At 51.5% G+C, this 22,503-nt stretch carries 18 protein-coding genes; 5 read left to right on the forward strand and 13 right to left on the reverse strand.

Features of this window, described 5'->3' with window-relative positions; translation table 11 throughout:
* Positions 1 to 56: 56 nt before the first annotated feature.
* From N6G83_RS25145 to gspC, 12 genes are read right to left on the reverse strand one after another with little or no spacing between them, the layout of a single operon-like run.
* Positions 57 to 800, reverse strand: coding sequence for a type II secretion system protein N (locus N6G83_RS25145; RefSeq protein ID WP_211136200.1), 744 nt, complete (start codon positions 798 to 800; stop codon positions 57 to 59).
* Complete coding sequence (gene gspM / locus N6G83_RS25150) at positions 790 to 1,278, reverse strand: type II secretion system protein GspM (protein ID WP_211136199.1); 489 nt, start codon at positions 1,276 to 1,278, stop codon at positions 790 to 792. The genes N6G83_RS25145 and gspM overlap by 11 nt, the downstream gene beginning before the upstream one ends.
* Positions 1,271 to 2,470: a type II secretion system protein GspL gene (gspL, locus tag N6G83_RS25155; RefSeq protein ID WP_211136198.1), complete on the reverse strand. Its 1,200-nt coding sequence runs from the start codon at positions 2,468 to 2,470 to the stop codon at positions 1,271 to 1,273. The genes gspM and gspL overlap by 8 nt, the downstream gene beginning before the upstream one ends.
* Positions 2,470 to 3,456 (reverse strand): type II secretion system minor pseudopilin GspK, encoded by a 987-nt coding sequence (gene gspK / locus N6G83_RS25160; RefSeq protein WP_211136197.1) that lies wholly within the window; start codon positions 3,454 to 3,456, stop codon positions 2,470 to 2,472. Before gspK ends, gspL begins: the two co-directional genes overlap by 1 nt.
* The gene (gspJ, locus tag N6G83_RS25165; RefSeq protein ID WP_024530064.1) at positions 3,453 to 4,052 is read right to left on the reverse strand and encodes a type II secretion system minor pseudopilin GspJ; all 600 of its coding nucleotides are present in this window, start codon (positions 4,050 to 4,052) and stop codon (positions 3,453 to 3,455) included. The genes gspK and gspJ overlap by 4 nt, the downstream gene beginning before the upstream one ends.
* Positions 4,049 to 4,414: a type II secretion system minor pseudopilin GspI gene (gene gspI / locus N6G83_RS25170; RefSeq protein WP_024530063.1), complete on the reverse strand. Its 366-nt coding sequence runs from the start codon at positions 4,412 to 4,414 to the stop codon at positions 4,049 to 4,051. Before gspI ends, gspJ begins: the two co-directional genes overlap by 4 nt.
* Positions 4,411 to 4,962 (reverse strand): type II secretion system minor pseudopilin GspH, encoded by a 552-nt coding sequence (gene gspH / locus N6G83_RS25175; RefSeq protein ID WP_211136196.1) that lies wholly within the window; start codon positions 4,960 to 4,962, stop codon positions 4,411 to 4,413. The genes gspI and gspH overlap by 4 nt, the downstream gene beginning before the upstream one ends.
* A complete protein-coding gene (gene gspG / locus N6G83_RS25180; protein WP_024530061.1) occupies positions 4,962 to 5,390 on the reverse strand; it encodes a type II secretion system major pseudopilin GspG in 429 nt (142 codons plus the stop codon). Before gspG ends, gspH begins: the two co-directional genes overlap by 1 nt.
* A 28-nt stretch (positions 5,391 to 5,418) precedes the next feature.
* Positions 5,419 to 6,642: a type II secretion system inner membrane protein GspF gene (gene gspF, locus N6G83_RS25185; RefSeq protein WP_065683133.1), complete on the reverse strand. Its 1,224-nt coding sequence runs from the start codon at positions 6,640 to 6,642 to the stop codon at positions 5,419 to 5,421.
* Position 6,643: 1 nt separating this feature from the next.
* Entirely contained in the window at positions 6,644 to 8,149 is a 1,506-nt protein-coding gene (gene gspE / locus N6G83_RS25190) for a type II secretion system ATPase GspE (RefSeq protein ID WP_211136195.1), read from the reverse strand.
* The gene (gene gspD / locus N6G83_RS25195; protein WP_024530058.1) at positions 8,146 to 10,110 is read right to left on the reverse strand and encodes a type II secretion system secretin GspD; all 1,965 of its coding nucleotides are present in this window, start codon (positions 10,108 to 10,110) and stop codon (positions 8,146 to 8,148) included. The genes gspE and gspD overlap by 4 nt, the downstream gene beginning before the upstream one ends.
* Before the next feature lie 18 nt (positions 10,111 to 10,128).
* Positions 10,129 to 10,983, reverse strand: a complete 855-nt coding sequence (gene gspC / locus N6G83_RS25200) for a type II secretion system protein GspC (protein ID WP_260524044.1) — start codon at positions 10,981 to 10,983, stop codon at positions 10,129 to 10,131.
* Positions 10,984 to 11,448: 465 nt separating this feature from the next.
* Here gspC and pulA point away from each other — a divergent pair, with 465 nt between their 5' ends.
* The gene (gene pulA / locus N6G83_RS25205; protein ID WP_211136194.1) at positions 11,449 to 14,712 is read left to right on the forward strand and encodes a pullulanase-type alpha-1,6-glucosidase; all 3,264 of its coding nucleotides are present in this window, start codon (positions 11,449 to 11,451) and stop codon (positions 14,710 to 14,712) included.
* A 210-nt stretch (positions 14,713 to 14,922) separates the two neighbouring features.
* Positions 14,923 to 15,477, forward strand: coding sequence for a type II secretion system assembly factor GspB (gene gspB / locus N6G83_RS25210; protein ID WP_211136193.1), 555 nt, complete (start codon positions 14,923 to 14,925; stop codon positions 15,475 to 15,477).
* Positions 15,478 to 15,526: 49 nt separating this feature from the next.
* On the opposite strand, the gene gspS is transcribed toward gspB, so the two are convergent.
* Positions 15,527 to 15,919: a type II secretion system pilot lipoprotein GspS gene (gene gspS, locus N6G83_RS25215; protein ID WP_211136192.1), complete on the reverse strand. Its 393-nt coding sequence runs from the start codon at positions 15,917 to 15,919 to the stop codon at positions 15,527 to 15,529.
* 665 nt (positions 15,920 to 16,584) lie between these two features.
* On the opposite strand from gspS, the gene N6G83_RS25220 reads away from it, so the two are divergent.
* The 3 genes from N6G83_RS25220 (at position 16,585) to N6G83_RS25230 (ending at position 22,461) form a co-directional block, all read left to right on the forward strand.
* The gene (locus N6G83_RS25220) at positions 16,585 to 19,284 is read left to right on the forward strand and encodes a glycoside hydrolase family 32 protein (protein ID WP_248006688.1); all 2,700 of its coding nucleotides are present in this window, start codon (positions 16,585 to 16,587) and stop codon (positions 19,282 to 19,284) included.
* A gap of 649 nt (positions 19,285 to 19,933) precedes the next feature.
* The gene (locus N6G83_RS25225; RefSeq protein WP_024530053.1) at positions 19,934 to 21,655 is read left to right on the forward strand and encodes an ABC transporter permease; all 1,722 of its coding nucleotides are present in this window, start codon (positions 19,934 to 19,936) and stop codon (positions 21,653 to 21,655) included.
* Between the two features lie 14 nt (positions 21,656 to 21,669).
* Positions 21,670 to 22,461, forward strand: coding sequence for an ABC transporter ATP-binding protein (locus N6G83_RS25230; protein ID WP_260524045.1), 792 nt, complete (start codon positions 21,670 to 21,672; stop codon positions 22,459 to 22,461).
* Positions 22,462 to 22,503 lie beyond the last annotated feature (42 nt).

The following is a 22,503-nucleotide window of genomic DNA, read 5'->3' on the forward strand; positions in this document are numbered from 1 at the left end:
AACCTCCCCGCAGTCAGGCAAATACCTACCCAACCTTTTAAGACAGCCAGTCCGTTTTAAAGCAACCGCCCCTGAACCTGCCAGGCTATCTGCCCCTGATCGTTAGCCCTGCCTAACTGATTTATCAGTGGCCCCATCGCCTCCGGTAATACCGGCCCTCGGCGCACCTGACCGTTGAACTGATAGCGCCCGTCAAATCCGACGGTGCCACGCCCCGTCAGGCTCAGATGAGAGGAGTCTTGTTTCAACACCAACACCAGAGCCCCTTTTCCATCACAGCTCAATTGGCCTTGCACGTTTGCCAGCTCCAACGCCCCCAACGGAGTCGCCAACTGTGCGTGCTGCCAGTTGACGACACCACCGCCAAGACTCCGGCAACCAGCGGAACTGAACTCTCCTTGTTGCAACCGCAGTTGCAGCTCTCCCTGGGCGGTGATCGGCAAAGGCAACGACAGCTGTTGGCGCACAACATCTGCAGGAACAGAGAGTTGCCACTCATGCAGTTGAAGATCCAGCCAACCACGCAGGATTCCGGCTCCCTGCAAGCCTTGCGGGTCCCTTAGCTCAATCTCTAAGGCCGGCATCCAAGAGGAGAAAGTGAACTGCCAGTTCAGTTTCGCCAGCATAATGTTACGCCAGCTTAACTGGTGCAAACTGCCCTGCCACACGGAGCCAGAAAAGCCACCGACCTTCATATCTGCGGGTATAAAAACTTGTAATACCCGTGCCGGCGCGTGGCCTCCCAGCAATAGGAGATAACAAGCCAACAAAAGCACGGCCTTTTTGGCTTTAGCGCCCATCGCTGCGCTCCAGCATCAGTTTGTTTACCGTCACCCATCCTGGTTTATCGGGACGCATCGCCACCTCAAGCGCCACAATGCGAACGCTATAGCGCTTTTCCAACTGTGTGAGCCAAAGCATCAAGGCATTAAAATCGCCAGGTTCCAGCGTGACCGCCAGCCGCTCTCCCTGAGGCTGCATGCGGGTAATGTTCATGTTTTGAGCTGCAGCGCTCTGTGCCACCCTGGCCGACAAGCTTAGGGAGGTCTCCTCTATGGGTTGTGCCCCCTGTAGGCGCAAGCGCGGAGCCTGTTGCAACATCCATTCCACCGTGTTTTTTTCACGGGCGATAGTACGCTGCCATTGGCTAGCCTGTTGTTGCCAGGGCAGCCATAGTGCGTAGTAGCACAAGCTCACGATAACCAATACACCACAGCCCAGAACCAAACCTCGTTCCCGAAGGCTGAGCTGTAGCCAGCGGTGCTTGAGTTCATTCATCCTTTATCCCCAGAGTCAGTCGGCCCTCTACCCCAGTTGGATTCTGCTTGATTTCGCCCGGTTGCACTTGGTAACGCTGCCCGGCAGCAACCTGAAACTGTTCCAACGCCTGAAAAGAGGCCGCCTGTACATCGACCTTCAGCTCTTTACGGCCAGCGTCATAAGACAGCGCCTGGAACCGGATTGCCGAGTTCTCCGCCATCAGCTGTTGCAATTGGCGCATCTGTGCGACCACACCGGCTTGCTCGATAGGCTGTAATTGCTGCAAGTGCTGCTGCATCTGCACGCGCGGATTAACCACCTTTTTATCAGCCGGAAACAGCTGTTGGTAGACCCGCACACTTTCCTGCCGCCAATGTTCAGCCTGTTGCCAAAGCCGGTAATGAGATAGCCCGGCGCTCACACACAACAGCAGTAAATACACTGTTAATGCCATCATCACGGTTCGCCAGGGGCGTAATCGAGCACGCCAGGGGCTCGAGCGGATGAATTCGCCCTGGCGCAGATCGGCTCCGCTATCGTGCACGCCTTCTGCAGCCAACTGCAGTAAATGCCGCGGTGGTTGAACACGCCATTCCGGAGGGCTAGTAGTGGATGCTGGTGGTGCAGAGTAGCTTTCAATGACCGGCGGTGCCCACACGGCCAAAAACGCCGATAGCCAGGAGGATTCAACAATCATCCCGGCATGCTTTTCCCGGCGAAACAACCATTGATCATTGAGATTGACCGCACTCCAACCGTCGGCGGCCAAGGGTAACGCCAGCACATCTGGCAACATTGCCTGCACCTGCCCCCCTAGACGTTCACAACGGGCTATCCACTGATGCATAAGGCTTTTATCAACTACCGCAACGTCACACTCATCACCACGTTGCTGCAAAATGGCAAAATGCAGCCGTTCAACCTCCGTTGCCAATTGCTCCTCCAGCATAAACGGCAGCACTTGCAAACGCTGACGCCTGGCACGACGAGGCAGCGTCACACGATGGAAAACCAACTCGCTCGCAGGCACCAATACCCAGGCAGGGTATCTGGCAAGCAGGCTCACCAATTGCTCATCGTTCTCCCCCATAGCCAAACTACCTTGCTGATGACCGTCTGCTGAAGCGAAATACCACAGCACTGGCTGTGCTTCATCGCTGGGTAAGCGCAGTATCAACCTGGCTTGCTCACGGGGCTTTCTGTTAGGCATCAAGGCTCCACCATCATGCTTAATCCATATTGCCGCTGTACCACCTGAAAACTGTTACCGGCCTTGCGCAACAGGCTGCGCTGGCTATAGTGAGTCTCCCCCATCAGCACGGTGAAACGGGCTAAAAACAGCTCACTCTTTATCGTCAGCAGCGATCTGACCGTTGAGGTGTCGATGTCCTTAAGGGCAACCTGTGCCAAAAATGCCGTCGTACTGCTCCACCCTTCACGTGGACGCTGTTGTAACAATCGAGTCGCCATGGCTGAATCAAGCTCCTTGAGAAATAGCGCCGCCAGTAATGGCCCTTGAGACTCACTCAGGGTATTAACGTTTACCAACAGCGTCTGTGTTGGCAGCGCACAAACGTAAGGTAAAAGACGCCGATAAAGGCTGGCATCAACCCCAGAGACGGTCCGCAACTCGCTGACATCCTGCATGGGTTGATTGGCAGGCAAGTAAGCCACCGCCTGGGCCATATAGACCTCATCTTCAGCGCCATCAATGCCTGGCTCGCTGTCACTGTCTATCCAGTCACGCAGTGCCGCGGCTATCTGCGTCGCACGCAGGGGGTCTTCCCCCAGGTTGATTAGCAGCTGTCTAAAAACCTGGGTAGGGTAAGGCAATATCGGCTGCATACCTTCAGTAGCAGCCCCTTGGTTAATGGCATTGAGATTAAAGCAGGCCTGGCCATCAACAATCTGCCCAAACACCTCCCCGCCTTCAACGGGAAAACGGCGCTGCTCTTGCGCCCAGTTTTGCGCCAAATGTGTTTTATTAGGTGAGTCCAGCGCATCTCGTTGCAAAATTTTCACCGCCAGTGCTTCTGCCGAGCGGGCATACCATTTTGCCTGCTGGCGATCCAAATGAGCAGCGGTACGCAGATAAGTGCGCCCGTTTCGCTCGGCAATGGTCGCAGCAATCGTCACCATCAGCGCCAGGATCAGCAACACCACCAGCAGGGCAACGCCCTTTTGCCGCGCCCTCATTCTTGCCCCACCGCCGTGATCAAAAACAGCCGGGTCAATTCACCCACGCCAGCAACCACTAATGTCACCTCAATCCCCTGCGGCAAAACCGACGCGTTGTTCCAACTCTCCCGCCACGTACCCTCAGCAAAAAAACGCAGGCGAAAGACACTGACCTCATCGAGCAAAACCTTGACCACCGGCTCTTCCCCAACGAGTGGATCCGCATGGGCATAGCTCAACCGCTCTAACTGTTGATGGCGCAGACGATATCCCACCGGTTGTAACTCGGCACGGGGCAACATCCCCATCGGGTTTTGCCAACCGTTGCGCATGAAAGAGACGCCCCAGTCCTCACTTTGTAATTGATAGCGCGCCGCTGAAAACACGCGTTCATTCCCTCTGTGATGGCGAGGGATGATCTGACCGAAATCCCCTTCCAACTGTATAAAGGCACGTTGAAGCTCGGCCAACCGCTGAGCCTTACGCTGCGAAATCTCATCATTGCGCATCACCCCCTGCAACACCTGGAAGGCACTGATGCTCAACGCAGCAAAAATCGCCAATGCCAACAGCATCTCAAGCAACGTGAAGCCCCGCTGGCTACGGCATTTCATTCCCGCACCACGTAGCTGCGTAAAGAAACCACTGGCGCAGCGTCTTCTTTATGACGCCGCACCTCAACATCGAGTGCCCGTAATTGACCCAGTTCGGTATCAACCCCCTGCCAGCGTACAGACCAATCCTCGCCCGCATAGGTCACCGTGGTGCCGATCCAGCGCTTTTCCGGCCAGGTTTTCTCAAGATGTAACCTGACCTGTTGATTATCCGCCAACCAGCTTGCCAGTATTTTTTCCTCCATACGGCCAATGCTGCCAGCCTGTTGTGCCGTGGTTTGCAGCACGGCTAACCCCGCCAAAGCGAAAACGATCAGTGCCACCAGCACTTCGAGCAATGTCATCCCTCTTTGGGTATTCATTGTGCGGCTCCGTTTGCTGACGAATCGATCGCGCCTGCTGCATCTACACGAAGCCAAACCAAGGGTTGGCTACCGGCCTCACTGAAAACCAGCTCAAACGGTGTAACCTCCCCGCCGGGTAACAGCAGAATATCGGGTTCTGGTGCCAACTCCGCAGCACGCGGCCACTCCTGCCGATCGGGGAAATGCAGCTTGAGCCGAATATCATCAGGCATTTGGCTCCCTAACGCCGCCTGACGGGGTTGCCAATTCTGCCAAACGTAACCTTGCCAACTATCCGAGCCAGATACTGCCCCGCGTTTTTCAGCAGCCTGACGCTGTAGCATTTGGAATTGCCAGCCATCTGGTCGAACCCAGATTCCCAGCAATTGGTCATTTTGCACCGAGGCATCCATGGCAAACGCCAACTGAGCCTGAAAGCGTTTCAGCTGTAGCTGTGGGTTATTTTGTTGCATGGCCGGAAATGACATGATCACCAAACTGGCAGCACTCCCGATCAGCAGCACTACCAGCATCATTTCCAACAACGTAAAGCCGCGTTGGCGCACTACTTCTTACCAATAGTCCAGTTACCGATATCATCCTCGGTGTCCGGTATGCCATCTGGGCCATAAGAGAAAACGTCTAACTGACCGTGTTGGCCCGGGCTAAGCAACTGATAGTCTGCCCCCCAGGGATCCTGCGGCAAACGGCGAATATAGCCACCTTGGGGATAACTGCGCGGTTCCGGTTGTGCCGAGGGCTTGGTCACCAGTGCCTGCAACCCTTGTTCGGTGGTGGGATATCGGCTGTTATCCAGCTTGTACATATCCAACGCGCTCTCCAGCGCGACAATATCGCTGACGACCTTCTGATGGTCCGCCTTCTCTTTATTTCCCATCAGGTTAGGCACGACCAGACTCGCCAGGATGCCCAGGATCACAATCACCACCATAATTTCCAGCAGGGTAAAACCTCGCTGACGCTGTTGCCGCATTTTTCTCTCCGTTATTTGCAGATTGAATTTACATACTCATCAAGGTATTTAATTGCAGGATTGGCTGCAGGATCGCCAAAACGATAAACAGCACCACACCCGCCATACTCACCACCAACAAAGGCTCAAAAAGCCCCAATGCCAACTGCATTTGGGCAGTAAACTCCCGATCCTGATTGTCTGCCGCGCGTTCCAACATGCTGTCCAGTTCCCCACTGCGTTCACCGCTGGCGATCATGTGCCGCATCATCGGGGGAAACAGCGCAGTGATTTCCAGAGCCCGATGCAGGCTCACCCCCTCACGCACTGATTCCGTCGCCAATGACAACTGGCGGCGCGCATATTCATTGGTTAATACCTCTCCGCTGATACGCATCGCTTGCAGCAATGGCACAGCGCTGGCATTGAGAATGCTCAGCGTTCTGGCGTAACGGGCAGTATTGAGCCCTCGTGCGATGCGTCCGATCACCGGGAGGCGCAGCAACTGCCGATGGAAAGCAATGCGCCGCGCTTCTTGGCGCAGCCACAGGCGCATCAGCATCGGCGCCAATAACAGCAACAACAGCACCCAAGGGCCAAAAGCTCGAACTCCGTCACTCAGCCCCATCAGCACACGCGTTGATAGCGGAAGTGCCTGCTTCATGTGAATAAACTGCTCCACTACCTTGGGCACGACGGCGGAAAGTAAAATGGCGATCACGCTGATGGCTACCACCGTCAGCACGCAGGGGTAAATCATCGCCTGCAGGATACGAGCTCGCATTTGCTGGCGCTGCTCGGTGTAATCCGCCAACCGGTTCAGAACCAGATCCAGGTGACCAGAAGCCTCACCCGCCGCCACCATCGCACAGTACAGCCGCTCAAAACTGGTGGGATAACCGCTCATGGCCTCCGCCAGGGAATGTCCCTCCAGTACTTTGGTGCGCACTGCGGCCATCAGGCTGCGCTGCCGGGGTTTTTCACTCTGTTTTGCCACGGCATCAAGCGCCTCCTCCAAGGGTAAGGAAGCGGCGACCAAGGTCGCCAGTTGACGAGTCAACAACGCCAGATCGGCACTGCTAATCCCCCGCCCCCATGAAAGACGCCGCCCGCTTTGGGCCTGCTGGCGTTCATCCTGCCCTTCGTCCAGGCTTACAGGGACCAACCCCTGCTCGCGTAAAAGTTGACGGGCGTGGCGGGCTGAATCCGCTTCCTGCACTCCCCGCCGTTTTTTGCCGCGCTCGTCTAACGCCTGATAATGAAATAGGGCCATGTCATCCCTCTTCCTGAGACTGGCTTTCGGTCACGCGGATCACCTCTTCCCAACTGGTCTCGCCCGCCAATACTTTTTCCAATCCCCCCTGGCGCAATGTTTTGTATTCATTACGTAATTGACGAGCAATCGTGAACTCACTCTCTCCCTGGTGGATAGCCGTACGCACTCGGTCATCAATCAACAGCAGTTCATGAATACCAGTACGCCCACGGTAACCGGTAAAATTACACTGCGAGCATCCCTTCGGTTGCCATAATGGGGTTCCGGGTAAAATCCCCATCTGATCGGCCAGGACCGGATCGGCTGCATAAGTTTGACGACAATCGGGGCAGAGTGTACGAACCAGCCGCTGTGCCAATACGGCCAGTAATGAGGTAGAAAGCAAAAAAGGCTCGATGCCCATATCCTGCAGCCGCGATAAGGCCCCCAGCGCGCTGTTGGTGTGCAGCGTGGAGAGTACCAGGTGCCCTGTCAGTGATGCCTGAACCGCAATCTGAGCGGTTTCGCTGTCGCGGATCTCCCCAACCAGCACCACATCAGGATCCTGACGCAGAATGGCCCGCAAACCGCGAGCAAATGTCATATCTACCTTGGGGTTTACCTGCGTCTGGCCGATACCCTCGAGTTCATACTCGATCGGGTCTTCGACCGTCATGATATTGCGTTCGCTGGCATTGAGGCGGCTCAATGCGGCATAGAGGGTGGTGCTCTTACCCGACCCTGTCGGACCGGTGACAAGGATAATGCCATGTGGCCGCTGGATCAGTTCATCGATCTGCCGCCGATTAGGTGAAGACATGCCAAGCGCGGCGAGATCCAGACTGACGCTGTTTTTATCCAGTAAACGCAGAACAATTCGCTCACCATAATTAGACGGTAAGGTCGAAACCCGCACATCAATGGATCGGCCACCGATTCGCAGTGCCATGCGCCCATCCTGAGGGATCCGCTTTTCGGCAATATCCAGCCGTGCCATGACCTTGATGCGCGATATCAATAAAGAGGCCAACCGCCGCTGAGGGCGCAGAATTTCACGCAATACGCCATCGACCCGGAAACGGATCTGCAAATGGCGTTCATAGGTTTCGATGTGGATATCCGATGCTTTATCCTTGATGGCTTCAGTCAGCATCGCATTGATCAGGCGGATAATAGGGGCATCATCATCGGCATCCAGCAAGTCGTCGCTGTCGGGTAGCTCTTCTGCCAAGGTATAAAAATCCATTTCATTGCCGATATCGGTCATCATGCGTCGCGCCTCTTTCGAATCGCGCTGGTAGCTGATCACCAGTTGTTTCTCAAACTCGTCACCCGATACCGTGCTGATAGTCAGCCCACACCCGGCAACCCTACGTGCCTCAAGCAATGCTGTGGCGGTGGTTTCCGCCAGACGGAGCACACGGCACCCAGCATGATCCCGCAACAGCAAAATGCGTTGCGCACGCGCATAGGCAAATGGCAGCTGCGGGCGCAATTCACTCAGGTCCTCTGGGAGGGTATTCATCGCCCCCCCGTTGAATAGAATGCGCTGATCGCGGCATTAACCTGGCGGAAAGTGGCACCGTTTTGATCGGGTGGCAACTTCAATACCTCATTGTTCAGCGTGGCTACGCTCCCTTGTTTGCCGCGCTGTTGGTCTTGTTCCTGATTAAAGGCCTGATACTTTTCTGAGGAGGCATGGCGATACTGGTCACGATCCCGGATAATCGATGGGCGGATGAACAGCATCAGGTTGCGCTTGGAAACCTGTTTGCTGTTGGAGCGGAACAGATAGCCCAACACAGGAATATCCCCCAGCACCGGAACCTTGTCGCTGCTGTCGCGAACGGTTTTATCCAGCAAGCCACCCACTACCACGGTTTCGCCGCTGCCTACCAGCACCGCGTTATTGACCGTGCGGGTATTAAAGGTCGCCCCCAGATTAGCGCTGCTGCTGGAAGCCGCATCAGCCACACTGGAAACCTCCTGCTCGATCTCCAGCAGCACGGAATCCCCTTCGTTGATCTGCGGTTTGACCTTCAGCTTAATGCCGACGGTTTTACGCTCCACCGTGTTGAAGATATTATCGCCCGACGTCGTTTGCGAGCCGGAGAGGACAGGAACTTCCTGGCCGACATTGAACGTCGCCTCCATGTTGTCAAGCGTGACAATGCTCGGTGTCGCCAGAATGTCATTCTTGCTACTGCTGGAAAGCGCGGTCAGCAGCATGGCCCAATTGCCCTGATAAAAACCAGCAGCAATACCGTTAAAACTGCTGAGAGCGCTGGCCAGGGTACTATTAACCGTCCCGTCCTGATTGTATTGATTGGCTCCGGCAATCGCCGTGGTGATAGGCAAACCGGTATTGGTGAACTGCGTCACTCCGGCATTCTTGTTAGCCCACTGTATTCCCAGGTTCAAACCATCGGCGTCTTGTACCTCTGCGATAATCGCCTCTACCAGTACCTGTGCACGGCGAATATCCAACTGAGCTATCACCTTCTCCAGATCTCGCATGACATCCGGAGCCGCCGTCAGTATCAGTGAATTGGTTTGCTCATGGGCTTTGATGGTGATGTCTTTACGCAGTGCTTCCGCCGGCTTGGCATTCTGTTGCTCACTTTGAATACTGGTACTGACGCCAGTCAACACCTCAACCAGATCGGTGGCTTTGGCATACTTCAGGTAAATCACTTTGGTATTACCTTGCACGGCCTGCTCACGATCCAGTTGCTTGATCATGGCGATAATCCGCTGGCGGGAGTTGGGTTCTCCGCTGACCAAGACCGAGTTGGTTCGCTCATCCGCAACAAGATTGGCTACCATCAGGCTTGGCATCGCTGATTTGCTGGCATCCTTGGTTAATTCGGTGACCAGCTTGACGACTTCAGCAGCAGACGCATAGGCCAGCGGTACCGTGACCACACTACGGTCACCGACCTTGTCAACGCGTTCAACAATCGCCATCAAGCGTTTGATGACTGCTGCACGCCCGGTCATCAACAACACGTTGGAAGGCTCATAATGCACAACACTGCCAGCCCCGGCGTTATCGTTCAATTGACGGAGTAACGGGGCAAGATCGCGTGCCGCCACGTTATTGACCGGCACGACACGTGTCACCACTTCATCACCCTCGCCCGGCTGGGCATCGCTGGCTACCGGCACCGCAGCGGTTTTCGCATCCTTGGAACGCACCACTTTCAACACGCCGTTACGCATATCCACCACGGCAAAGCCATAAACGTCCAGCACGCTGAGGAAGAACTGGTAATACTGCTCCTCATTGAGCATGTCATAACTGCGTACGGTGATAGTGCCGCGCACGGCAGGATCGATAATCACCGTTTTATTCAGGTTCTTGCTGACCGTGTTGATAAACTCCTGAATATCCGTGCCCTTGAAGCTGGCGGAAAACTCGGCACTCCAGCCCTGCCGAGTACCAAGCAGCATCACCGCCAGTAGCACAATGCGTAAGCTCCTGATTATTTTTGTATTCAACAATTAGTCATCTCCAAGAGCCAAATAGATATCCTGTAACTGACCGCCACGCTCAACGGTAAGATTCAGTTCACTGAGTTCTGAAAGCTGTTTCAATGCCTGTTGAGCCTGCTGTGCATCGCGCAGATCCAGGCCATTAAGTGCCACGGCAAGATCGTTTTCATGCAGCCCGACCTTGCGGAATAACTCCCCTTCTTTGCCCGGATTGAGTCGATAGCCGATGAGTTTGTCATCCACCATCACCGGTGAGATATTCAGGTAATTGAGAATGCTTTGCGGCTGCTTTTGCAACTGTGCCTTGAGCTGCGACGCTAAGGGTTTTTTTTCACTTTTAGCGGCCTCGGGTTGCTCGCTAAACAGCAACAACGATTCATAATTGCCCTGATAGGAGATCACGATACGATCGGCAAAAATTGACGCAATTCGGGCGTCATAACCAGGCACCTGCTCCCCCACGCCAAGGCTGAACTGTTTGCTGTCTTTGGCGATAATGGCGATGGAACGCTCTGAATTAGGGCTGGCGACAATGCCGGTCAGGTTTAGCTTGAGAGAAGAAGGCGGTGCATTACGTAGGGTTTGGTCAGAGACTGAATGCTCAGTGGCGGAAGATGAGGGTAGCGAAGTACCAAAGAGGGTGAAGCGGTAACGTTCAGACTCACCCCCACCGCCCGTTGTTACTGGTGCGAAGTCTGCTTTGGATAAGCGTACGGGGGATATTTCAGGGGGCAGGAGCCCATGCCAGGTAAGCAAGGCGAGTTGATTGCAAATCAACAGTGACAGCACGCATAAAGCCCATCGCGGCGTTAACAGCCTCAAAGTAGCCTCTCTGCACACCGATAACATTACAGAAAATCGCATCTTGCCTTCCTTTGCCTGCTTCTCTGTTTACGCCAGCTAGAAGTTCACCGATATCAGTCAATCGGTGGGCATATCGTTGGGGGCATTGTCGTTTGAGAATATGTAAGATTATGACTAAAACCTTACAACTCATTACCGCTGTCAGCCCTTACGTTTCTGAATACATCCTCTCAGAACTGTTTACTTTATACATACTCCCCTAAATAATAAATCATTATTTTTGCTTATCGAAATAATTTATCTTTCTGTTTTTATAGCTATTTATTTCTTAATCTCGCTAGCATAAAAGCGGTTTAACCGGTTTTATCTCCCTCCTCTAAACTTCGGTTCCTCCTTCCACCTACGCCCCTCCTCCTCCTAAAACAGGAGGATGCTCCTCCTCATCATGCAATATCTAATACCACTGCTTTACACATTGATACCATTTTTTACTTTCTATAATGTAAGCCTGATAGGGAATTTAGAATGCTGAAAAATACCTGTAATGCCCTACTTTTCGGCTCGCTTGTCATATTGAGCGGCTGTGATAATAATAATTCTTCAGACGTTAGCCCCGACACCAACACCCAAGAGCCGATTGCACGTCTGCCTGACATAGCAATGCCTGGCGAAGCCGTCATGGCAGGTGAAAACCAGGCGGTAATTCATCTGGTCGATATTGCTGGTATCACCAGTGGCTCCGCCGCAGATTACAGTACCAAGAACCTGTTTTTGTGGAATAACGACACCTGTGACGCCCTGGATAACCCCTCTGGGAACTGGAATGACACCAGTACAACACCGACAGGCAGCGACAGTTATGGCCCGTACTGGGTGTTACCCCTGACCAAAAACACTGGGTGTATCAACTTCATTCTGCGTGATGGCACCAACAAGCTGATTGATGCGGATATGCGTTTATCGTTCAGTGATTTTCCGGACAGGACCGTTTCTACCCTTGCAGGTAGCAGCACGCTTTATGATACCCGTGCAGAAGCTTTCCGCGCGGCCTTTGGGGTAGCTCTGGCTGAAGCCCATTGGGTAGATAAACACACCCTGCTATGGCCAGCCGGGGAAGGGAAACCTATCGTACGTCTGTACTATAACCACAGTGGCAAAGTGGCCGCCAACAGCGAAGGGAAATTTACCGATCGCTATCTTTCTCTGACACCGACCAGCATCAGCCAGGAACTGGGATCGCGTTTCCCTCACCTTTCAGGTTATGCCGCCTTCAAGTTGCCGGATAATGCAAAAGTCGACGAACTGCTTAGCGGCGAGACCGTCGCCCTGGCTGCCAATCAGGACGGTATTCTTATTTCAGCGACTCAGGTACAGACCGCTGGCGTGCTCGATGATCGCTTCTCAGCCGCCGCGGAAAGCCTGGAATATGGTGCTCTGCTGACCGATTCTGGCGTCACTTTCCGAGTCTGGGCACCAACGGCCCAACAGGCAGAACTGGTGATCTACAGTGCGGATAAAAAAGTCATTGGTAGCCATCCGATGACCAGGGATAACGATTCCGGTGCCTGGTCATATCAAGGAAGTCACGACCTTAAAGACGCTTTTTATCGTTACGCCCTGACCGTTTATCATCCGCAAACGCGCAAAGTGGAGCAGTATGAAGTCACCGACCCTTACTCCCATAGCCTCTCCACCAACTCCGAATACAGCCAGGTTGTGGATCTCGATGACAGCGCGTTGAAACCAGAAGGCTGGGACAGCCTGACCATGCCACACCCGCAGACCAGCCAGGCTGATATTGCCAAAATGGTCATCCATGAGTCGCATATCCGCGATCTTTCCGCCTGGGATCAGACCGTTCCTGAACAGGTGCGGGGCAAATATCTGGCGTTGACTGCCACCGATAGCAATATGGTGCAGCATCTCAGGCAGCTTGGGCAAGCTGGCGTAACCCACATTGAATTGCTACCGGTGTTCGATCTGGCAACCGTCAATGAGTTCAACGACAAAGTGGCGGATCTCACCCATCCATTCAGTCGGCTTTGTGAACTGAACAGCGCCGTTAAGCAAAGCCGTTTTGCCGGCTACTGTGGAAGTTCAACCTCCATCGGAGATGTACTAGAAGAACTGAAACAGAATGACAGCCAGGACAACCCACAGGTGCAGGAATTGAATGGCTATGTGGCTCAGACTGACTCCTACAACTGGGGTTATGATCCGTTCCACTACACGGTGCCTGAAGGCTCTTACGCTACCAATCCCGAAGGCACTGCCCGCATCAAAGAGTTTCGTACCATGGTGCAGACCATCAAGCAGCAACTGGGCATGAACATCATCATGGACGTGGTTTATAACCACACCAATGCGGCTGGCCCAACGGATCGTACCTCGGTGCTGGATAAAATCGTGCCCTGGTATTATCAACGCTTGAACGAAACTACGGGCAGTGTAGAGTCGGCCACCTGCTGTTCCGACTCAGCCCCCGAACACCGTATGTTTGCCAAACTGATTGAAGATTCTCTGGTGGTCTGGAGCCGAGACTACAAGATTGATGCATTCCGCTTTGACCTGATGGGCTATCATCCGAAAGCACAAATCCTGGCTGCCCGGGAGAAAGTAAAATCGGTGAATCACAGCGTTTATTTCTTTGGTGAAGGTTGGAATTCTGGTCAGGACGATCGCTTCGAAATCGCTTCGCAGATCGCGTTAAAAGGTACCGGCATTGGCACCTTCTCCGATCGCCTGCGTGATGCTGTTCGTGGAGGCGGCCCGTTTGACTCTGGTGATGCCTTGCGTCAAAACCAGGGGGTGGGTAACGGCGCTGGAGTATTGGCTAACGAGTTAACCCAGCAAAATGAGGATACCGTGCGCCATCTGGCCGATCTGACCCGTCTGGGCATGGCTGGCAACCTGGCTGAATTCCTGTTGATCGATAAAGATGGCTCCGTCAGGAAAGGCAGCGAAATTGACTATAACGGGGCGATTGGGGGTTATGCCAACGATCCGACCGAAGTGGTCAACTATGTTTCCAAACACGACAACCAAACCTTATGGGATATGATCAGTTACAAAGCCGCACGTGAAGCCGATCTCACCACTCGCGTCCGCATGCAGGCGGTGTCACTGGCCACGACGTTGTTGGGTCAAGGGCTGGCATTCGATCAACAAGGTTCAGAACTCTTGCGTTCCAAGTCATTTACCCGTGACTCATATGATGCTGGGGACTGGTACAACCGTGTGGATTACAGCTATCAAGACAACAACTTCAACGTTGGTATGCCACGCATCAGCGATGATGGTGACAACTATTCGCTGATCGCCAGCGTAAAAGATGCGGTTGCCACACCTGGTCAAACAGAGATCGCGCAGATGACCTCGTTCTATCAGGAACTCACCCAACTGCGCCAATCTTCGCCTCTGATTGCCTTGGGTAGCGGCCATGAAGTGATGAAGCGTGTCGATTTCCGTAACACAGGTGCAGAACAGCAACTTGGCTTACTGGTGATGACCATTGATGACGGGGTTCAGGCCGGAAACGATCTTGATCCCCAAGCCGATGCGTTAGTCGTTATCATCAACGCAGCGCCGGAAGCCAGAACGCTTAATGACTTTACCGGTGAAAACCTCACCCTGAGCGCAATCCAACAAAACCTGGGAGCCCGCTCACTCGCCTCCGGCGTCAATATTACCGCTGAGGGCAGCGTTACAGTACCAGCCTGGTCGGTGGCCTTGTTGGTCAAACAACAAGTCGCAGCCCAAGGCTCAGGATTGCCTGTAAGCAGTAAATAAAACGGTCCGTTTCGGGTCACTATCAGGTGGCCCGAAACGAAAGGTTAAACCAACGGAGTCACATCAATCCTGAATATAAGTACAAAGCTATTGACCCGAGTTTTCTGGCAGGATATACCCTTCATACTTTGGCGTTGCCACAGTATTGGCGACACGCCAATAAAACAACCTCTGGCTGTAGAAATCAGCGTTAATTAAAGGTTCAGGGATGTGGACAATAAATCGATAGTAGAGCCAGAAGTCAGCGTCCAGCCAGCCAAGGGGCTGTTTATTCCCCGCTACCTGCTGCCAGTATATGCATTGTTGTTAATAGCGATAGGTTGGTTTTCCGCACAGCACTGGCGTAACAACGAAGCTTTCGCAGCCCCCGCGTTAGCTCAAGTTGCCCCCTCTGCCGCGGTAAAAACAGTGGTGTCCAGGCAGACGGTCCCCAACGCTGATATAGAAACAGTGCATGATAAAAATAAACCGGCGCAACAAGTGGGATCAGATAAAAAAGCCTCCCCCTCCTTAGCCAGTGATGAATTAGCCCCTTTAAGATATAGCGCGCACATTTACGCATCGGAAGATGACAAACGCAGCATCACGCTGAACGGTCAGCGTTATCAGGAAGGCGACAGCCCGGCCCCCAACCTTACGATTGAGCAAATACAACAGGACGTGACTATCTTTAACTTCAATGGCGAAGTATTCACACTTGACGCGCTCGAGGATTGGCCGGGCGGCAAGGTTGATAGAGAAAGCGCCGCCGAAGGATCAGAATAAACCTTACCACCATCCCGTCACTTGGCGCAGGACATCAAGTTGGTCTTCACTAACTGCTGCTTTCTGCACGCAGTTCGGCGGTAAAAGGTGCCAACAGGCTGTTAAAGCTGCTGCACTTGGTTTGTTCCGGCGTGTTGTCTCTCATCAGGCTTTGATAAATTTCCTCACTACGCTGCGGCAAAGTCCCGTAGCTAGAGCTATTCCAGCCCCGTTGCTTGGCGACTTTGTAGGCAACCTTGTCAATGACCGCATCGCTGGGTAAATCACTACGATTACACTTATATTTTAAATACTTGGTACCAGCAACCACCGACGCCAGCTGTTCTACCTGTTCATTAAGGGGGGTCGGACCCTTTTGCAGAGAAGAACGTGGTTGCTGACAACCCGCAGTGGCCAGCAAAAACAACACGGGGACAAGACGAAAAACCAGAGTTAACTGCATGATAATAATAATCTTATTTTGATTAAGTGGTTCTATTTTAACAAATCCCTCAGCACTGTCACTGGCTAGAGAGAAAAGTTTTCCTTATTGCGATCCCGCTTGCAGATTCATTTTCAGTGCTTTGCATTTTACCTCGTCGCCACACAAGTAGAGCACTGCGCGCCAGGATTAACGATATCTATGATTGAGCGGTTATTAATCCACAGCGTCAATGGCTGACACTGAAAAAATGGCTTCAGCTCCTTTTCATTCAAGGTACTACATCATTACATGACAAGATTGAAGCCTAATGGCCGCCCTTTTCTATCATAAAAGGATTGAAAGCTGAATCGATACATTAATCATGCAGCAAACTCAACCAATTATTCAATTTAAATCACAATAAAAAAGCAATGAAACGATAATAATTAAATTAATTTTGATTTATGTCACAAACAAGAAATACCCTCTTGCTTGGCTAGCGGTTTTATTGCAGTTTCAATCCATAAGATTCAGTAATGCATAAATTTTCTCGGTCTTATTTATAAAAAAGCTGAATCGTTTCAATTTTAAAGCAAAAAAACGCGTTAGATATAATATTTATATAACAGAAGTTAAATACAATGAGCGGGTGAATATATTGCTCCCCCTCGTCCATTTTTAACAAAATTACTACAAGGAACGTTATGTCTTACGGTCATCCTATGAAAAAAAAACTTTCCCCTGGGTTAATCATCGCAGTCAGTGCCACACTGCTTTACGGTTGCGATAACTCAACTAACAGTAATCTCCCAAACGATGATAAGCATGTTCAATCCTCTTACCTGGAAAAGTATCGACCTCAATTACAATATACCGCAGCTAAAAACTGGCAAAACGATCCTAACGGATTAGTTTATTACGATGGGGAATATCATCTTTTTTATCAATACAACCCTAACGGTAATGGCTGGGGCGACATGTCCTGGGGCCATGCGATCAGCACCGATCTGGTACATTGGGAAGAGCTACCCGTGGCTTTAGCCGTTGAGAAAGATGCTGAGGGAAAGGCAACTCAGATGTTTTTCTCTGGCAGTGCTGTCGTCGATATCGATAACACCAGCGGCTTGGGTGAGCCAGGCAAACCCGCCATGGTAGCCATGTATACCAGCTATTATCCGGCAAGTATGACATTGGCAAACGGTAAAACCGTTGAGGCAGGCACTCAGGCACAATCTCTCGCTTATAGCCTGGATAAAGGCCGCACTTGGCAGTTGTATGCCAATAATCCAGTATTGCCTTTGCCACCAACCGGCTATGAAGATCAATTCCGAGAGTTCCGCGATCCTAAAATGTTCTGGTTCGAACCGGAAAAAAAATGGGTAATGGTCGCAGTACTCGCCACCCAGCATAAAGCAGTCCTGTATTCTTCTAAAAATCTACGCGAATGGGAGTTTATGAGTGAATTCGGGCCAATAAATGCCACTGCTGGCGTGTGGGAGTGCCCTGATTTATTCGAACTCCCCGTCGATGGTGATCCCGCAAACAGGAAGTGGGTGATGGTCATCAACCTTAACCCTGGTGGGCCGGTTGGCGGTTCGGGCTCGCAGTATTTTGTCGGTAATTTTAACGGTACCACCTTTGAGGCTGATGACAACAGTGTCTTTGACAGCACGCCTCCAGAGGGCGCCGTTGTTGAGAACTTCGAAGGTGACTATAACTCACTGGGATGGACCGCAACGGGAGATCTGGTTGATAGCTATGTATCGCAAGGTAATAATCCAGGTCAGAATGGGGTAAGCCTTTATCAGGGTGAGAAGTTGCTGAATACCTTCGTCGATGGTGACGCGGCAATCGGCACCGTAACGTCCCCGACGTTTAAAATTACCGATAACTATATCAACCTTATGGTTGGCGGAGGCAACCATCCCCACGTTGCTGACAGTACCCTGAAAACCGAATTGCCAGCGGGTGATCTATTGTTCTCAGGTGCAGATTTTGAAGGTGATGAAAAGGTGACCTATAGTCAACTCGGATGGACAGCTGAAGGTGATTTTGTCAATCAGCAGGTTGCCACTGGCACCATTGGCGATCAGCAGCAAGTCACCGGCTTCCTGGGTTCACACCTGGTAAACAGCTTTTTTGGCAAATTAATCAATAAAGAAGATGGAGATTCGGCAATAGGAACATTGACCTCTCCCGCGTTTACCCTTGAAAAACCCTATATCAACTTCCTGATCGGCGGCGGCAATAATCCCTATGGCAAAAGTGGGGCTACTGCGGTGGTGCTGTTGGTAAATGGAGAGGTCATGCGGAGCGCAACCGGAAATGGCAGCGAAGCCCTGAACTGGGTCAATTGGGATGTCGCCGAATATCAAGGGCAGCAGGCCAGGATCGCCATTATTGATGACAACAGCGGCGGCTGGGGCCATATTCTGGCCGACCACTTTATTGCCTCAGATCTACCGGCTAAACCGATTTCATCCGAAACCACGGTAAATCTGCTGGTTAATGACAACATCATCTATAGCGAGACTGGCTCAAATTCTGAAGCCCTTGGCTGGCGGTCGTGGAACGTCGCATCACTCAAAGGGGAGAATGCTCAAATCCAGGTTATTGATAATAATACCGGTGGCTGGGGTCATATACTGGTTGACCAAATCCTCTTATCTGACCAACCAAAACAAACCGCCAACTGGGCAGATTTTGGCTCCGATTTCTATGCTGCCGTTTCCTGGAACGGCGCTCCTGATGGTAAACGTTATTGGGCCGGTTGGATAAGCAATTGGGATTATGCCGGTAGTGTACCCACCACTCCTTGGCGCGGTGGACAGACCTTGGTCAGAGAGTTGAAGCTGCAAACGGTGGGGGACCACGTCAAACTCACCCAGGCCCCGGTTGAAAGCATGACAAGCCTGCGTGGTAAACCGCTCTACCAGTTAAAAGAAGAGACGGTGCTCTCGGCAGGAGACACTCTGTTGGCAGATGCTGATGTGCAAGGACAAGTGTATGAAATAGAGGCGCAATTGAAACCGGAGCATGCTACAGAAGTCGGTTTCAAAGTCCGTAAAGGTGCACAGGGTGAAGAAACCCTCATCGGTTATGATGCGGTGGCAGGCGAACTCTATCTGGATCGGACAAAATCGGGTGAAAGCACATTCTTTTCAGGTTTTGCTGCCAAACACCGCGCCCCACTGCCACTTTCAGATGACGGCATACTGAAATTACGCATTATTGTTGATACATCCTCAGTCACCGTTTTTTCCGGTAAAGGTGAAGTAGTTCTGACCGATCTGATATTTCCCGATCCTTCCAGCACAGGCATTGAGGTTTACAGCCAAGGCAACTCAGCGACGATTGCTACGATGACCATCTGGCCGCTGAAATCAATTTGGGCTGATAAGTAGCCCTGCCCCCGCCCCCCGAGCTTCCAGGAAGCTCGGGGTAATTCATAATGTTGCGGTGCCCCTTCCGTCAAGAAGAATCGTAACTCAAAGAAAATTAATTATATTTACTCAATTTTAAAAAACATTCAAATTAACTATATAGGTTTCAGTTTTCTGATGTCCTGTCTATCTAACAATATCACCTCCCCATTTTAATTTATGGATATATCGTTTAAAAATGATATTTTCATCCTGTTACATATGTAGTAATGAAAACCATCACATCTACTTGCTATTTATTATGTTCAAGCATTACTATCTCACCGCTTTATTCTCATCACGGGGGCCTTATGGACGATGGAAGTTTTAGTTTTAGCTTAGTACTACTGGATAAATTTCAGTAATGTAGTTCGTGCTACATTCTGAAATAAACAGAATGTAGACAATCAATCAACGGGTTATCAGCAACGGCCTGGCACTGCCGATGTGCCTTGGCATCTGATAATACCGGCTTGTCATGCCTGTTCCTGTAGTATTCATCGTTCACCATCAGCGTAACAATCAGCAAATTAATTTATCTCAAGCTATATGCTTGTTTAAAACGGAGGCGCTCGGCTTAATTAAGCTGACGTTCCCGCCGGTTTTTTGAGAAATTTATGGGATTGGCATTATGCAAAAAAGCAGAAGTACATCTATTTCTAGAAAGTACTATCTAAATGACCTCATTGTTTTTGTAATAGCATCATTGGTCATCGTCTTTCTTATCCGTGCCTGGGGAGACATGCACGGCTCGTTCGATGAACACAGCGTGGGCACCATTAGTCTGGACACCTGGAATCTTTTCTATTACTCACTAAGAACGACAATGCGGTTTGCGATCGGCATGATTTGGTCATTGTTATTCTCCATTGTCTTTGCCGTCTTAGCAGCTCGCTATGTGCCATTACGCAGGGTGATATTACCTTTCGTCAACTTTATGGAGTCAGTACCTTTGGTGGGTTTTTTAACCTTCACCACGGTATATTTTCTTGACCTGTACCCACACAGCGTAATGGGGCTGGAGTGTACCGCTATCTTTGCGGTATTTACCGGCCAGGCATGGAATATGATGTTAACGCTGTACCAGACGCTGCGTATCGTTCCAAGTGAACTGGATGAAGCCGCACGCAGTTTCAACTACAATCCATGGCAACGCTTCTGGCGGTTAGAGTTTATCTATTCCGTACCCGGGTTATTGTGGAATGCCATGGTGTCACAATCGGCTGCATGGTTCGCTCTGGTGGCGTCGGAGGCTATCCCGGTCAGCGATAAATCAGTGGAGTTGCCTGGTGTAGGCTCCTATATTGCCGAAGCGCTGGCGCAGCAAAACCTGCACGCTATTCTGTTTGCCGTGATCACATTGGCAGCCAATATTATCGTGCTCGACCAATTGGTTTTCCGCCCGTTGGTTCGCTACACCTCCCGTTTCAAATACGAAGATGTTACCGCCAATAAAACAGAGGGCAGCTCATGGTTTTATAACTGCCTGAGCGATTCCCATATAGGATCAATGTTGTCAGCGGCCCTGCGTATGCTGGCTGATTTATGGCTGTTTAAACTGCCGCAGATCTGGTACGGCCTTGGCTTGCACAAGCTGTTTCGTATCACCGCCAAAGCCAACTGGCTGTGGCGCAGTACTTGGTATCTCGCGGTGGTCATGGCCTGTGCCTGGTTCGGTTATCAACTGTGGGAGTATTTCCCAAAGCAATACTTCGCCATGATGCCTGAATGGATGCTGCTGACGACTGCGCGTGTAGTGGCTGCAATGGTGCTCAGTATCGTGATTTTCACCCCACTCGGCGTCTGGATAGGCATGAATCCACGCCTGGTGAAATTCTTCCAACCGATCATTCAAATCCTGGCTGCTATCCCGCCGAATATTTTCTATCCTCTGATCGCCGCTTTTATCGCTGTTTATCATCAGGACCTTGGCTGGTGGGCGATTCCAATGATCATGCTCGGCACGCAGTGGTACGTGTTGTTTAACGTCATTGCTGGCGTCACGGCAATCCCATCACATATCACCGAAGTCAGCGAAACCTTCGGTTTACGGAGTTTCAAATGGTGGCGTTACTATATGCTGCCCGCGATTTTCCCCTACATCGTTACCGGCATTATTTCTGCAGCAGGCGGTGCCTGGAATAGCGCCATTGCAGCAGAGGTCATTCAGTGGGGAGCTACCACGATCAGTACTACCGGGCTAGGCGCTTTTATTTCAGTCGTGACCGATGCTGGTAAAAACCCGGAATCCGCGCTGGGCTGTGCTGCCATGTGCTCGCTGGTGGCGTTATGCGTAATCTTTATCTGGCAGCCGCTGTATCGCGTAGCAGAAACCAAATTCAAATATGATTAACGTGGGAAAATTAAATGACTATTCAAGAAGTGGTGCTCAGCGCCAAGCAGGTAAACAAAGCCTTCATTGGAGAAAACAAGCTCCCTAAGGAAGTTCTGCGCGACGTGAATCTGAATATTCACAAGGGTGAATTCGTTACGATCCTTGGGCAGTCAGGTTCTGGTAAATCAACGTTGATGCGCATATTTGCCGGCCTTATTTTCCCTGATACCGGCACGGTATCGCTGGCTGGAAAACCTATCGAAGGACCCGATGCCGATATCAGCATGGTATTCCAGTCTTATGCTCTTTATCCGTGGCTCACAGTGTATGACAACATCGCCTTTGGCCTGCTCGCGCAACACTTGCCAGCGCCCTTGATCGACAAAAAGCTGAAAGCATTACTCACGCTGGTTGGCTTGAATGGGTATGAGAAAGCCTGGCCCCGTGAACTTTCCGGTGGTATGCGCCAGCGCGTAGGTTTTGCCCGAGCATTAGCCGTGGAGCCCAAAGTTTTACTGTTGGATGAACCCTTTTCTTCTCTTGATATCTTCACCGCGCAGAAACTGCGGATGGATTTAATGAATATCTGGACGAGCAAAAAAAATAATACCAGCGCCATCGTCATGGTGAGCCATGACATAGAAGAAGCGGTCATGATGTCCGATCGAGTCGTCATTATGGATGCCAATAGCCGACAGATCACCGATGAGATCGTTATCGACAGACCACGAGGATCACGGGGCAGGCAGAATATGGCATCCATTATTGATGAAACCAGCGATCGTTTGTATAAGAAAATTGCGATATCACAAAAAGCGTCATAACTTTCAACGTATTTATTAACATCAGGTTATTGAAATGAAAAA

The sequence above is a fragment of the Serratia sp. PL7 genome (genome assembly GCF_945957435.1).